15 protein-coding genes are annotated in these 14,058 nt (G+C 30.1%); 14 read left to right on the forward strand and 1 reads right to left on the reverse strand.

The genetic code is table 11. The features are described from left to right. The first annotated feature begins 25 nt into the window (after positions 1-25). From mreC to DWZ69_RS06290, 7 genes are read left to right on the forward strand one after another with little or no spacing between them, the layout of a single operon-like run. The gene (gene mreC / locus DWZ69_RS06260; protein ID WP_117999596.1) at positions 26-877 is read left to right on the forward strand and encodes a rod shape-determining protein MreC; all 852 of its coding nucleotides are present in this window, start codon (positions 26-28) and stop codon (positions 875-877) included. An 18-nt stretch (positions 878-895) separates the two neighbouring features. Continuing rightward, positions 896-1,429 (forward strand): rod shape-determining protein MreD, encoded by a 534-nt coding sequence (gene mreD / locus DWZ69_RS06265; protein WP_022166104.1) that lies wholly within the window; start codon positions 896-898, stop codon positions 1,427-1,429. Beyond that, positions 1,419-4,244 (forward strand): penicillin-binding transpeptidase domain-containing protein, encoded by a 2,826-nt coding sequence (locus DWZ69_RS06270; RefSeq protein WP_117999597.1) that lies wholly within the window; start codon positions 1,419-1,421, stop codon positions 4,242-4,244. Before mreD ends, DWZ69_RS06270 begins: the two co-directional genes overlap by 11 nt. A 57-nt stretch (positions 4,245-4,301) precedes the next feature. Next, positions 4,302-5,099 carry a septum site-determining protein MinD gene (minD, locus tag DWZ69_RS06275; protein ID WP_117999598.1) on the forward strand — a complete coding sequence of 266 codons (798 nt, stop codon included), beginning with the start codon at positions 4,302-4,304 and terminating at the stop codon, positions 5,097-5,099. Continuing rightward, entirely contained in the window at positions 5,096-5,341 is a 246-nt protein-coding gene (gene minE, locus DWZ69_RS06280) for a cell division topological specificity factor MinE (protein ID WP_117999599.1), read from the forward strand. Before minD ends, minE begins: the two co-directional genes overlap by 4 nt. Next, positions 5,341-6,483: an FtsW/RodA/SpoVE family cell cycle protein gene (locus DWZ69_RS06285; RefSeq protein WP_118436483.1), complete on the forward strand. Its 1,143-nt coding sequence runs from the start codon at positions 5,341-5,343 to the stop codon at positions 6,481-6,483. The genes minE and DWZ69_RS06285 overlap by 1 nt, the downstream gene beginning before the upstream one ends. Before the next feature lie 39 nt (positions 6,484-6,522). Continuing rightward, positions 6,523-6,921, forward strand: a complete 399-nt coding sequence (locus tag DWZ69_RS06290; protein ID WP_022166108.1) for a methylglyoxal synthase — start codon at positions 6,523-6,525, stop codon at positions 6,919-6,921. A 103-nt stretch (positions 6,922-7,024) separates the two neighbouring features. Here the strand turns inward: DWZ69_RS06290 and DWZ69_RS06295 are convergent, their stop codons facing one another. Further along, a complete protein-coding gene (locus DWZ69_RS06295; RefSeq protein WP_022166109.1) occupies positions 7,025-7,237 on the reverse strand; it encodes a DUF378 domain-containing protein in 213 nt (70 codons plus the stop codon). A 173-nt stretch (positions 7,238-7,410) separates the two neighbouring features. Between DWZ69_RS06295 and DWZ69_RS06300 the strand changes: the two genes are divergently transcribed. The 7 genes from DWZ69_RS06300 to DWZ69_RS06330 all read left to right on the forward strand — a co-directional run bounded on the left by DWZ69_RS06300 (position 7,411) and on the right by DWZ69_RS06330 (position 13,644). Further along, positions 7,411-8,781 carry an HlyD family efflux transporter periplasmic adaptor subunit gene (locus tag DWZ69_RS06300; RefSeq protein ID WP_118436485.1) on the forward strand — a complete coding sequence of 457 codons (1,371 nt, stop codon included), beginning with the start codon at positions 7,411-7,413 and terminating at the stop codon, positions 8,779-8,781. Positions 8,782-8,796: 15 nt separating this feature from the next. Then, positions 8,797-9,489 carry a YggS family pyridoxal phosphate-dependent enzyme gene (locus DWZ69_RS06305; protein WP_117999602.1) on the forward strand — a complete coding sequence of 231 codons (693 nt, stop codon included), beginning with the start codon at positions 8,797-8,799 and terminating at the stop codon, positions 9,487-9,489. Between the two features lie 14 nt (positions 9,490-9,503). Continuing rightward, a complete protein-coding gene (locus tag DWZ69_RS06310; protein ID WP_117999603.1) occupies positions 9,504-10,088 on the forward strand; it encodes a cell division protein SepF in 585 nt (194 codons plus the stop codon). A gap of 20 nt (positions 10,089-10,108) precedes the next feature. Next, positions 10,109-10,864, forward strand: coding sequence for a YlmH/Sll1252 family protein (locus DWZ69_RS06315; protein ID WP_117999604.1), 756 nt, complete (start codon positions 10,109-10,111; stop codon positions 10,862-10,864). 35 nt (positions 10,865-10,899) lie between these two features. After that, entirely contained in the window at positions 10,900-12,015 is a 1,116-nt protein-coding gene (gene aroB / locus DWZ69_RS06320) for a 3-dehydroquinate synthase (RefSeq protein ID WP_117999605.1), read from the forward strand. Further along, the gene (gene lspA, locus DWZ69_RS06325; RefSeq protein WP_118436487.1) at positions 12,008-12,541 is read left to right on the forward strand and encodes a signal peptidase II; all 534 of its coding nucleotides are present in this window, start codon (positions 12,008-12,010) and stop codon (positions 12,539-12,541) included. Before aroB ends, lspA begins: the two co-directional genes overlap by 8 nt. A 194-nt stretch (positions 12,542-12,735) precedes the next feature. Further along, positions 12,736-13,644, forward strand: a complete 909-nt coding sequence (locus DWZ69_RS06330; protein WP_117999607.1) for an RluA family pseudouridine synthase — start codon at positions 12,736-12,738, stop codon at positions 13,642-13,644. Positions 13,645-14,058 lie beyond the last annotated feature (414 nt).

Below are 14,058 nucleotides of genomic sequence, written 5' to 3' on the forward strand. Positions count from 1 at the left end.
TAACAAAAAGAATAAGGTGATTAATATGAAAAAGCCAAGTAAGATAAATATAAAACCTAAAATTTTAATATTCGTTTTGACTCTGTTATGTATAGGTTCGCTTATACTTTCTGTAGTTGCACCTAGTTTTTCAAATCCAATAAAAACAGTTGCAGGAACAGTGGTTATACCTTTACAGGACGGAGTAAATTCTATTGGAGGCTGGTTTACTAACAAAGCCGACCTTTTAAAATCAGTTAAATCCCTAAAAAGTGAAAATGCAAAACTAAAGAGGCAGGTAAACGAATTATCTCAGGAAAACAGTTTGCTTGCGCAAAACAAATATGAGCTTACACGTTTACAGGATTTATACAAATTAGACAAGGATTACTCAACTTATAAAAAAATTGCTGCCAGAGTAATTGGTAAAGACACAGGTAATTACTTTAATTTATTTACAATTGATAAAGGAAGTGATGATGGCATCAAAGTTGACATGAATGTTATAAGTGGTGGTGGCCTTGTTGGAATTGTATCCAGTGTAGGAAAGAACTACGCAAGAGTTCGTGCAATTATAGATGATGAAAGTAGTGTAAGTGTATCTTTCGCTAATACATCCGACACAGCAATTGCCAGTGGTGATTTGAAACTTATTACAAAAGGATACATGAATTTAACTGAAATTCCACAAAAAACAAAAGTTTCAGAAGGTGATTTGGTTGTTACATCAAGAATTAGTAACAAATTTCTACCGGGTATACCTGTAGGTTACGTTACAAAAACAAAGAAAGATGCAAACGAACTTACCCAATCAGGTCAGTTAATGCCAATTGTAGACTTTGAGCATATTGATGAAGTTTTAGTTATTACAAAATTAAAAGAAGTTTTAAAGGATTAATGAATAGAAGGATTTTTCATGAAACACAGAATTATTAGAGTTATTATAACAGCAATAATTATAATTATGGCATTTATATTACAAAGTGAATTTTCGCTGGCTAACTTTAACATTGTTGCCACACCTAATCTGCTTTTATTTGTAACCTGTATATTTGGTTTTATGCGTGGTTGCAATTATGGAACGGTTACAGGCTTAATATGTGGTTTACTTGTGGATATTTTCTTTGGTGATGTTATTGGTTTATATGCATTAATTTATATGTATATAGGTTTTTTCAGTGGCTTATTTAAAAAAATGTTCTACAGCGACCATGTTTTTATGCCAATGGTTTTAGTTTTTACTAATGATTTAATATACAATCTGTTAGTTTACACTTTTAGATTTATATTGAGAAATAAATTAGATTTTTCTTTTTATTTCTGGCAGATAATGTTCCCTGAAATGATAGCCACAACATTTATAGCCTTTTTATTCTATAAGTTATTTTATTTATTAAATGAAAAAATATTAACAATAAAACAGGAGAGTACATTAAGTTTTGATAAGTGATTTTTTATATACAATTTTAAAAATAATTAAATCAAGAATATTTATCGTAAGCGTAATAATAATAGCTTTATTTTCAGGTTTGATTTATAGAATATTTGACTTACAGATAATTAACGAAAATTATTACATGAGCACATATATTCAAAAATCTGAGAAAACTGTTTATAAATCAGGTACAAGAGGAAAGATTTTGGACAAAAAAGGCAAAGTTTTAGCTTATGATGAATTAGCTTATGCCGTAAGAATTGAAGATAAAATCGACAGTTCTGACCAAAAGAATAGTCAGTTAAATGCTATTGTATCAAAAGCAATTAAAATAATCGAAAAAAACGGTGACAAGATTTCAGTAGATTTTCCAATTATATTAAATGATGATGGAAAATGGGAAGAAAATTTCACATCTGATGCATCAAAGAAATTATTTATGACAAATCTTTTTGGTAAAACCTTAAAGAAAAACAACCATGATTATTCAAATGCTTCAGTAGGTGAAATCATTTCTTATTTGAAAAATGATTTATTTGAAGTTACAGAAAAATGTAGTGACCAAATGTTACTTAAAATTTTGGCAATCAGATACAATGTTTATGCCATATCATCACAAAAATATGTTGGTGTAACAATTGCCACTGATGTGTCAAATGGAACAATGGTTGGTATTTCTGAAAATGAAGCTGACTTAACAGGGGTTACAGTAGAAGAACAGACAATTAGAAAATATAATATGAGCAAATATTTTGCTCCTATTATCGGTTATACAGGAACAATTTCAGATGCCCAGTTAGAAGAATACAAAAAACAGGGCAAAAATTATATTGCAAGTGATATAGTTGGTAAATCAGGTCTTGAATCCTCAATGGAGGAATATCTTCAGGGAAAACGTGGAGAAGAAAAAATATTTGTTGACAACACTGGAAAAGTTTTAAGTGTTATATCAAAGAAAAATTCTGCTGCAGGTAATGACATTTACCTAACAATTGATTCTAAATTGCAAAAAGCTGTTTATACAATGCTTGAGAAAAAAATAGCGTCAATTTTAATATCAGAAATTGTAAACTATGATATTGATGAATCAAAAGAAACAGATGAAAAATTGCATTATATACCTGTAAAAAAAGTATATGCACAGCTTGTAACTAACAATGTAGTAAGTTTGAAACACTTATCAAAGAAATCTACAACAAACGAAGCAAGAGTATATAGTAAATACAAATCAGGTGTCCAGACAGCCACAGCCAAATTAAAGGCCGACTTAAATTCTAACGGTGCAGTTTATAATGACTACAGTTCAGAATTTCAGGAATATTGTGATTATATTTATGATTTACTTAAGAATGATGGTATATTAATTTCATCTTCCATAGATACTAACGATTCCACTTATAATAAATATGTAGATGGAAAGATTAGTATAAATGCATTTATAAAATATGCAATAAAGAAGAACTGGATTAGTTTAGATAACCTTGATGTACAGGACGAGTACCTTTCAACAAGTGAAACTTATGATTTAATTGTAAATCATATTATAAAAGACGTTAAGAAAAATACATCTTTTGGTAAGCTTGTTGTTAAGTATTTGATTAATGACTCAACAATATCCGGCAGTGAAATATGTATGCTTTTATTTGATCAGAAGGTTCTGAAAATGGACCAGAGTGCTTATAACACTTTGTCAACCTTTGATAAATATCAGACTTTCCGCTTTATTGTAAAGCAGATAAAAGAATTAAAGATTACACCGGCACAGATTGCTCTTGATCCATGTTCAGGTTCGGTTGTAATTACAGATCCAAGAAATGGTGATGTTCGTGCAATGGTAACATATCCAAGTTATGACAATAATATGTTATCAGGTTCTGTAGATTCAGAATATTGGGCAAAATTAATTGATGACCAGTCAGATCCTTTGTATAACAGATCAACTCAGGGTGCAACAGCTCCAGGTTCAACTTTCAAGATGACAACTGCTTTGGCTTCATTATCTGAAGGTATTATTACACCTGGTAGTACAGTTGATGATACAGGTGTGTTTAAGAAGATAACACCGTCACCAAAATGTTGGATTTATCCAAAGGGAACACATGGATATCAGAACGTTAGTGAAGCTTTGGCAAATTCATGTAACTATTTCTTCTACGAAATGGGTTACAGATTAGGTAAGTCTAATGGCACATCCTATGACAGTGCAGTTGGTCTTGATAAAATGGAAAAATATGCCACAAAACTTGGCTTAAACATGAAATCAGGTGTTGAAATTACTGAGAGAGAACCTCATTTTTCAACAGAAAGTGCTGTCCATTCAGCTATTGGACAGGGTAGTAACGCTTATACACCGGCGCAGCTTGCAAGATATGTATCTACAGTAGCTAACGGCGGTAAAAATTATAATTTAACATTACTTGATAAAGTTAAATCAAGAAAAGGTAAACTTGTTTTAAACAACAAAGCTAAAATGACAAATAAGGTAGAAGCATCACAAAGTACATGGAATGCAATTCATTCAGGTATGAGACAGGTAGTTACATCAGGTACTGTGCGTAATTATTTTACAGATACTAAAATAACTTTTGCCGGTAAATCCGGTACTGCTCAGGAGAATTTGCATCGTAATTCCCATGCTTTATTTGTGGCTTATGCGCCTTATGACAATCCAAAGATTGCTATATCAACTGTATTACCTTTTGCCAACTCATCACATGATTCAGCAGAATTGGCAAAGAACTGTGTACAGTATTATTATGGTGAACTTACTGATAAAGATTTAAAGAAAGCTGTTAAAAGTGAAGATTTGAAAAATACTACTCAGGATTAATTTTTTCCAAAATAAAGTACAAAAGATAATATAAGTATTTTATTTTAGGAGGGAATAATGGGAGAAGTAATTGTAATCACTTCAGGAAAAGGAGGTGTTGGAAAAACAACCATCACCGCCAATTTAGGAATAGCTTTATCTAAATTAGGAAAAAGTGTTATCGCAATAGATACAGATATTGGTCTTCGTAATTTAGATGTGGTTATGGGACTTGAAAATCAAATAGTTTATAATCTTGTAGACGTACTTGAAGGGACGTGCAGATTAAGACAGGCTGTTATAAAGGACCGGCGATACAACAATTTGTATTTATTACCAAGTGCCCAATCCAAAGATAAAGATTCAGTTACACCACAACAGATGATTGATTTGACTTCATGTTTAAAAGAAGAGTTTGATTATGTTTTAATCGACTGTCCTGCCGGTATTGAACAGGGCTTTAGAAATGCCATTGCAGGTGCAACAAAAGCAATTGTTGTAACCACACCTGAAGTTTCGGCTATAAGAGATGCTGACAGAATAATAGGACTTCTTGAAAAAGATGGCATTAATCCTATTTATTTATTAATAAATAAGTTACGACCTGACCTTATTAGAAAAGGTGAAATGATGTCAGGTCAGGACGTAAAAGAAATTCTTAACAGCGATGTTATCGGTTGCATAAATGACGATGTAAATATTGTTATCGCAACAAATAAAGGTGATTCCGTAGTAAACATGAACACATCATCCGGAAAAGCAATCAACAAAATTGCAGAGAAAATCGAAGGTACATATCCTCTTTATGAAAAAGAAGAACACAAATTTTCATTAATGTTTTTCAAGCAACTTTTCGGTAAGGGGGTAACAAGATGATTTTCAGAAAACTATTCAGACGTAAACGTTCAAGTAAAATTGCTAAGGAGCGTTTAGAAATATTATTAGTAACAGATAGAATTGGATGTAACCCATACACAACTGAGTCCATAAAGAAGGACTTAATTAGGGTTATTTCAAAATATATTGAAATTGATACAGATAATTGTATTGTTGAAATACATCATGAGAAAGGGCCATGTCTAATGGCAAACATACCAATTAAAGAGGTTAAGGTTTAATGATACGAAAAATATTTAGCACAATTAAAAACTACAAATTATCTAATTTGAATTTTAGATTACTGATTTATGTATTAGCAGTAACATTTATAGGAATTTTCTGTATTGGAAGTGCAACAGAAGGAGAAGAATTCCAATTTAAACAAATTCTAGGATTTGCACTTGGAATTATTGTTCTTATTATTTTTACATTGCTAAGCTATAAATTTGTTTTTAAGTTTTATTGGTTAATATATGCAGCAACAATTGTTTTACTTGCACTTGTTATGGTTGCCGGTACAACAAGCAAGGGAGCTAAGAGATGGATAGATTTGGGCTTTGTTCAATTCCAGCCGTCTGAAATTGCAAAAGTATTCCTTATTATATTCGTTGCAACCTATTTGTATAAAAGAAGAGAAACACTTAATACATTTAAAACAATTGCCGGTGTTACATTATTTGCAGCCATGGTATTCGGTTTAATATTTTTAGAGCCGGATTTATCAACAACTATAGTTATTTTTATAACATTTTGTGCTATAATGTTCTTATCGGGAATTCATTATAAGATTGTTACCGGAGTTATAATTATATCTATACCAATTGTTTTGGTTTTAGGATATTATGTATCACAGCCTAATAACAAAATATTACATGGCTATCAATATTTAAGAATTGTTGGTTTCTTTCAGGAAGATAACGCCAAAGCAAAAGATTTACGTTATCAGCAGGAGAACTCACTTCTTGCCATTGGTTCCGGTGGCTTAACAGGTAAGGGACTTGATAATAACGATATTACATCAGTAAAAAACGGTAATTTAATATCAGAATCCCATACTGACTTTATCTTTACAATTGTTGGTGAAGAGTTAGGTTTTATTGGTGGTGCTGCGGTTATTATATTATTATTACTTATTGTATTAGAATGTTTTATAACCGGCTCTAGGGCTCCAACCTATTCGGGACGGCTGTTCTGTTATGGTTTTGGTGTTTTAATAGGAACCCAGACTCTTGTAAACATAGCAGTTGCTACAATGCTTTTACCGAATACAGGTGTTACTTTACCATTTGTAAGTTATGGGTTAACATCATTGTTAAGTTTGTATTTTGGTATAGGTGTTGTATTAAATATAGGATTACAAAGAACGAAAGCCATGCTTTAATAAAGCAAAAATATACTGAAAAATATAAGGAGGATGTTTATGAATATTGGATTAATTGCACATGACTCTAAGAAAAAACTAATGCAGAATTTCTGCATAGCATATAGGGGAATTTTATGTCAGCATTCATTATACGCAACAGGCACAACAGGAAGATTAATTGAGGAAGCAGCAAATTTAAATGTTTACAAATATTTAGCCGGCCATTTAGGTGGTGAACAGCAGATGTGCTCTCAGATAGAACAAAATGACTTGGATTTATTAATTTTTTTAAGAGATCCTGAAAATCCAAAATCTCACGAGCCGGACATACACAAAGCAATTCGTTTATGCGATATTCATAATATTCCGTTAGCAACTAATGTTGCTACAGCAGAGCTTTTAATTAAGTCATTAAATCGTGGTGACTTAGAATGGCGTGAAATGTATAAGAATTAAATACTAAATCAATAAAAGGAAGTGAAAATGTTAACATCATTTAGCAAGTTGGTTAATGACGATATATAGCATAGATACTTCCTTTTATTAATGTAATATTTAGTTATTTTTCTCCAAGAGATAATACTCTTCCAAATAAACTAATTAAATATAATCCACATAAACCGACTACTGCATAAACAATTCGTGAAATCCATGACATTTGGCCAAATAGAAATGCAACCAAGTCAAATTTGAAAAAACCAATAAGTCCCCAGTTAATTGCACCTATTATAGTAACAACTAATGCAAAATAGTCTAATCCTTTTGAATTCATATACTTACCTCCTTTATCAGCATATTTATATGTTTTCCCATTATTACAAAAAAATACATTCATAGTTTTTTTATTAAAAAACAGCCTATTTTTATTTAAAACAGCCTATTTTAGTTGACTTACAATGTATTTTATACGATAATTATATGAGGTTTAAGGAGAACTTATTATATATGAGTACACAAAAAGACAGACAAAAAACTAAATTTTTAAATATTAATGTTGGAATCGTTATATTCGGTCTTATTTTAATATATTTGTTTATAAATATTGTTATATATTTTACAACAGAAAGGACAAAATACTACGAAGTAAATGCAGGTTCTAACGCAGAGAAATTGGACAATTCTTATCATGGAATTGCCCTTAGAAAAGAAATTATAAAATATGCCTCTCAGACAGGTTACATTGATTATTTTATAAGAGAAGGTTCAAGGGTGTCAAAGAACTCTACTTTATATAGTATTGATTCAACAGGTCAGTTAAGTGACATTCTTTTAGATTCCAGCAAAGATAATTCTAAGCTGACAGATGAAAATCTCTCTAAAATAAATGATTTATTAAATGATTTTACAAATAATTTTGATGACATGGATTTTTCATCTGTATATGATTTTAAAAGCACAATTAAGGGCACGGTTGTTGACTTAATAAATATGAATTCTTTACAAAAGATGGCAAAAGAAAAAGGTGATATTTTTTCAATTCAGAAATCTCAGGCAACAGGTATAGTGCTATATAGAGTTGATGATTACGAAACAATAACACCTAAGAGAGTTAAAGAGTCCGACTTTGATAAAAATCATTATACAACAGCTCATTTTTCTTCAGGTGACAAAATAGAAAAAGGTTCACCTATTTATAAAACAATAAATGATGAAGAATGGAACATTGTTTTAAAGTTTAACAAAAGCGATATAAAAAAATACAAAAACACTTCAAAAATTTCAGTTAAGTTTTTGAAGGACAATTTGACAACAACAGCTAATTTCAAGATTGTAAAAGGAAAAGACAAGAAGAAATATGGTGTTATTACATTATCTAAATATGCAATAAGATATGCAACAGACAGATTTTTGGATATAGAAATTGTTGAAACACCTGTATCCGGATTAAAAGTTCCTAAATCTTCAGTTGTTACAAGCAAATTATATGTTATTCCAAAAGAATATAGCAAAAAAGGTGAGAATGGCAACAGTATAGGATTTAACCTACAGAATTCAAAAACTAATCAATCTGAAATATACTATCCACCGATTGCATACAGCGACGATGACAACTACTATGTAGCCCAGTCTTATTTTGAACCGGGCGATGTGATAACAAAATCCGATTCACATTCAAGCTATGTAGTTGAACGAACAAGGGATTTTATGGGCGTTTACAATATAAATAACGGTTACACAGTATTTACAATTGTTAACATATTAGATACTTTAGATGAGTATTACATTGTGGCAAATGAAACATCCGGTCTTGAAATATATGACCGTATTGTATTAGATGCAAGCAAAGTTTCAGAAAATCAGATAATTTTCCAATAGAAAGGGTGAATATAAATGATACTAGAAAATATAAAACAGGTAGAAGAAAACATTATTAAATCCTGCGAGAAAGTTGGACGTGATCCAAAAGAAGTTACTTTAATTGCAGTAAGCAAAACCAAACCTTACACAGCAATAGAAGAGGCTCTACCATCTGGAGTTTTAGATTATGGTGAAAATAAAGTACAGGAATTAACTGAAAAATACGAGATTTTACCCAAAGACATAAGATGGCACATGATTGGTCATTTGCAGCGAAATAAAGTTAAATATCTTGTAGGTAAAGTTGAATTAATCCACTCTGTTGATTCTTTAAGACTTGCAAATCAAATCGAAACAGAATTTGCAAAGAAAAATGAAATTGCCAATATTCTTATTGAAGTTAACATGGCAAATGAAGAAAGTAAGTTTGGTATTACATCTGAGACAACAGAACAATTAGTACGTGAAATAAGTAAACTTGAGCATGTAAGAATCAAAGGCTTAATGACAATTGCGCCATATACGGATAATCCTGAAACTAATAGAGAATATTTCCGTAATATGAAGAAATTATCGGTTGACATAACAGAGAAAAACATTGATAATGTTAGTATGAATGTGCTTTCAATGGGAATGACTGGTGACTACCAGGTTGCAATAGAAGAAGGAGCAACAATGATTAGAGTTGGAACCGGAATTTTTGGAGAAAGAAACTATAATATTTAAATTAGGAGAATAATATGTCAAAATTTGGAGATAAAATAAAAAGCGTATTTACAATGGATTATAATGATGAATATGATGATGATTACTATGATGATATTGACGATGAAATCGAAGAAGAAATAGATCATCCAACACCATCCAGAAGATCTGCCGCAAAAGCTGAACGTCAGGAGGAAGAAGAAGCTCCACGTTCAACAACACACACACGAAGCAGAGCCGCTCAATCCATAAGAAGTTCTAGAAGTTCAAGAAACAGTAAGGTTGTACCTATGAGGGGTTCTTCATCAGGAACAGATATGGAAGTATGCGTTATCAAACCAACACATTATGAAACTACAAAAGAAATTATCGATACATTATTAGATGGCAAGTCAGTTGTACTTAATTTAGAAGGTATCAAAATTGATTTAGCACAGCGTATTGTTGATTCAGTTATTGGCGGTTGCTATGCTATTTCAGGAAATCTTCAGAAAATCAGTGGTTACATTTATTTAGTAACTCCTCATTCAGTAGATATTACGGGTGATTTTCAGGACTCTGTAAACGACAGCACAAGTGACTATTCATCACATAATTATTCTTCCAGAGGAAGTTATTAGAACCGGGACATGTTAATATTATGAACAAAGACGAATTATTTTTAACTAACAGAATCAAAGAATTAGCTCGTATTTCATACGACCGTAATATTTATACATATTCTGATTTTCTAAATATTAATGAACTTAGTATATTTAATCAAATAAAAAATACATTACCTCCTGTTAATATAGATGTTACAGGAGGTAATAATTATGCAGAAAGAAAGATTTTAGTATTTTCTCCACAGGAGATATATTATACTGAACATATTCCTATATCTGTATTACACATAGCTCCTATTAATTCCAAATTTTCAGACACTTTAAGTCACAGGGATTATTTAGGTGCTATTTTAAATTTAGGCATTAACAGAAGTAAAATCGGCGATATTTTTACTAAGGAAAAAGATGCTTATGTTTATTGTAAAGAAGATATTGCTGATTATATAATTGATAATTTATTTAAAATAAAACACACTCAAATAAAAATCAATTTGTCAGATTCAACTGATTTAGAAATTGTTCCTAACTTAAGAGAAGTAATGGGAACTATTTCTAATGTACGTTTAGACAGTCTTATTGCAACTGCTTTTAAAGCAACCAGAAACAGTATTATTCCATTAATTGAAGAGAAAAAAGTTTTCATCAACGGAAAATCAACCACATCTAATGGAGCAACTGTTAAAGAAGGCGATATTGTATCTGTAAGAGGCAAGGGTAGATTTATTTATGATGGTGTGCTTAAAGAAACGAAAAAAGGTAGAAATTTAATTAAAATAAGAGTTTATGAATAATTAATATCAAATACATAATAAATAAGGAGACAGAAATGATAAAGGCATTAGAAAACTTATCAAACAGAATAACAGTAAACTACGAGGAAAAGCCATGCTACGACATAGTTTTCTCAGATTCTTTTACAAATCTTTTAGTAGAATTAGAAAAATTTAACATAAAAAACAGAAAATTATGCATCGTTACAGAATCAAAAGTTGGTCCTTTATATGGAGAAGAACTTTCAAATCTCCTAAAGCCACACTGCAAACAGATTATTTTACACGAATTTAAAGCTGGAGAACAGTATAAGAATTTGGATACAATTAACGACATTTACGAAGATTTAATCGTAAATAAATTTGACAGAAACGATATGCTTCTTGCTCTAGGTGGCGGTGTTACAGGAGACATGACAGGTTATACTGCAGCAACATATTTAAGAGGTATTGATTTTGTTCAAATTCCAACAACATTATTATCTCAGGTAGATTCAAGCATTGGTGGCAAAACAGGTGTTGACTTTAAAGCTTACAAAAATATGGTTGGTGCTTTCTACATGCCTAAATTAGTTTATATGAATTTAAGCACTTTAAATTCCCTTCCAGAAAGAGAATATTTATCAGGCATGGGCGAAGTTATCAAGCATGGTATTATTAAAGACGGTGAATATTTTAACTGGCTTAAAGAAAATATTGATGGTGTTTTAAATAAAGATTATGAAACATTACGTCAGTTATTATTTGTTAGCTGCAATATAAAAAGATGTGTTGTTGAAAATGATCCAAAGGAAAAAGGCGAACGTGCACTACTTAATTTTGGCCATACAATTGGCCATGCTATTGAAAAAACAAAGAACTTTTCTCTTTTACACGGAGAGTGCGTTTCAATTGGAATTAACGCTGCATCATACATATCATACAAGAAAGGTTTTATTACCAAAGACCAGTACCATGAAATATTAGATGTACTTAAATTATATAAGTTGCCAATTGAGACATCAGATATTAAGGCTAAAGAAGTTGTTGAAGCAACTTTAAATGATAAAAAAATGGATTCAGGAATTATTAAGTTTATCGTAGCTAATTCCATAGGTGAAGCCTCAATCAACCGTGAAATTTCAAAAAATGATTTATTAGAAAGTGTTAAAAAGGTAATTGTAAATGAATAAAACATTAAAATCAAACCTAAAAATGCTTGTTTTTGCATTGTTTTTAGTTTTCATTGATCAGATAAGCAAATATGCTGCAATAATTGCTTTAAAAGGCAAAAATGACTTTCACATTATAAAAGATGTATTATTATTACATTATTTAGATGGTGGAAACAGAGGAGCAGCCTGGGGAATGTTCTCCGGCAAAATATTAATGTTTATTATATTTACTTTAATTGCAATATTTTTTATATGTATTTTCAGTAGAAATGTTAATTTACTGTATCAAAAAACAAATAATAAAATATTCTTAATTTTAAATATATTTTTATCAATGTTGCTGGCAGGAGCAGTAGGGAACTTAATTGACAGAGTAGTAAAAGGCTATGTTGTTGATTTTATCTATTTTAAACCAATTAACTTTCCGGTTTTCAATGTTGCCGACTGTTATGTAACAATTTCATGTATTGGAATTGTTTTATTATGCATATTAAAAATTAATGAAGAAGATTTTAACACAATAATTTCTTTAAAGAAACATTAAAAATAATAAAATGATAACAAAATGTAGTAAACAAATTGTTTCAATATTTTAAATTTAACTATTTTAATTTAAAAATCATACAGATTAACATTAAATTTATATAGATTAGTATTACATTTGTGTAAATAATATTCATTCCGAATATTAAATTACGTTATAATATACTTGACTTGAAAGGAATTAATAGATTAAATATGTGTGAAACTTATTACGTGGATTCATCTAATAAAAATATACGTTTAGACAAATATTTAACAGATTTATTAGATAATAATTCCCGCAATTATATACAGAAATTAATTAAAAATGGCGATGTTTTAGTTAATGAAAAATCGTCTAAGGCAAACTATAAAGTTCAGGAAAATGATTGCATAACAATTAATATTCCTGAGCCGGTTACAGCTAATATAGAGCCTGAAAACATACCTTTAGATATTATATACGAAGATGATGATGTTTTAATCGTAAATAAACCTAAAGATTTGGTTGTACATCCTGCACCAGGACATTATACAGGTACTTTGGTTAATGGAATAATGTATCATTGTAAAGACAATTTATCAAACATTAACGGTGTTTTAAGACCTGGAATTGTACATCGAATTGATAAAGATACAACCGGCGCCTTAATAATTTGTAAAAATGATTACAGCCATAATTTTATTGCTGAACAATTAAAAGAACATACAATTACAAGAAAATATTGGGGTATAGTTCAGGGACGTTTCGATGAAACTAAAGGTACAATAGATGCACCAATTGGCAGACACCCTACAAAACGTAAGGAAATGGCAATTAATGAACGCAACGGAAAACATGCAGTTACCCATTACAAAGTTTTAAAACAATTTGATAAATACGCTTTATGTGAGTTTCAATTAGAAACCGGCCGTACACATCAGATTAGAGTTCACATGGCAAGCATAAATCATCCGTTACTTGGTGACGATGTTTATAACCATAACAAATGTCCCTTTAAATTACAGGGACAATGTTTGCATGCAAAAACAATTGGGTTTATACATCCTACAACAAAAGAATATGTAGAATATGAAGCACCTATTCCTGAATATTTTAAGAATTTAATTGAAAATGTGCTTTAAAAAGCTTATTAAGCTATATTTTATACTATTTTCTTTGACATACTTTTCGTTAAACTTGTCTTTTGCGAATAGTTGTGTTATTCTAATTATAAGTTTTATCTGCTTTCTATGTTATAAGTAAAAAAATCTAATTAATAATGTAAAATAGATAAAAAAATTATCTGCTTCTTGAAATTATAATTTGCTATATATAACGTTATTTAAGGTTGTATTAAATATTTATATTTAATACAATAAGCATAAATGAATATATTAGTTAAATTAGTCTATTAACAGAATTATCAATTGCTAGTTCGATTTATATTTAGATTAATACTATAATTAAAAGACGAATAAAACTGCAAACGGTTTTATTCGTCTTTTTTAGATTCTTAATAAACGTAGCATATATATAATTCACTATATTGTTTAATT

It is taken from the genome of Eubacterium sp. AF34-35BH (assembly GCF_003477765.1).
Taxonomy (GTDB): Bacteria; Bacillota; Clostridia; order Lachnospirales; family Lachnospiraceae; genus Eubacterium_G.

What these genes read in the sequence shown, in the direction of transcription:
- DWZ69_RS06300 (WP_118436485.1), top strand. Translation starts at nt 7,411, where the DNA reads ATGAGTACACAAAAAGACAGACAAAAAACTAAATTTTTAAATATTAAT.
- DWZ69_RS06295 (WP_022166109.1), bottom strand. Translation starts at nt 7,237, where the DNA reads ATGAATTCAAAAGGATTAGACTATTTTGCATTAGTTGTTACTATAATA.
- lspA (WP_118436487.1), top strand. Translation starts at nt 12,008, where the DNA reads ATGAATAAAACATTAAAATCAAACCTAAAAATGCTTGTTTTTGCATTG.
- minD (WP_117999598.1), top strand. Translation starts at nt 4,302, where the DNA reads ATGGGAGAAGTAATTGTAATCACTTCAGGAAAAGGAGGTGTTGGAAAA.
- DWZ69_RS06285 (WP_118436483.1), top strand. Translation starts at nt 5,341, where the DNA reads ATGATACGAAAAATATTTAGCACAATTAAAAACTACAAATTATCTAAT.
- DWZ69_RS06310 (WP_117999603.1), top strand. Translation starts at nt 9,504, where the DNA reads ATGTCAAAATTTGGAGATAAAATAAAAAGCGTATTTACAATGGATTAT.
- aroB (WP_117999605.1), top strand. Translation starts at nt 10,900, where the DNA reads ATGATAAAGGCATTAGAAAACTTATCAAACAGAATAACAGTAAACTAC.
- minE (WP_117999599.1), top strand. Translation starts at nt 5,096, where the DNA reads ATGATTTTCAGAAAACTATTCAGACGTAAACGTTCAAGTAAAATTGCT.
- DWZ69_RS06290 (WP_022166108.1), top strand. Translation starts at nt 6,523, where the DNA reads ATGAATATTGGATTAATTGCACATGACTCTAAGAAAAAACTAATGCAG.
- DWZ69_RS06330 (WP_117999607.1), top strand. Translation starts at nt 12,736, where the DNA reads ATGTGTGAAACTTATTACGTGGATTCATCTAATAAAAATATACGTTTA.
- DWZ69_RS06305 (WP_117999602.1), top strand. Translation starts at nt 8,797, where the DNA reads ATGATACTAGAAAATATAAAACAGGTAGAAGAAAACATTATTAAATCC.
- mreC (WP_117999596.1), top strand. Translation starts at nt 26, where the DNA reads ATGAAAAAGCCAAGTAAGATAAATATAAAACCTAAAATTTTAATATTC.
- DWZ69_RS06315 (WP_117999604.1), top strand. Translation starts at nt 10,109, where the DNA reads ATGAACAAAGACGAATTATTTTTAACTAACAGAATCAAAGAATTAGCT.
- mreD (WP_022166104.1), top strand. Translation starts at nt 896, where the DNA reads ATGAAACACAGAATTATTAGAGTTATTATAACAGCAATAATTATAATT.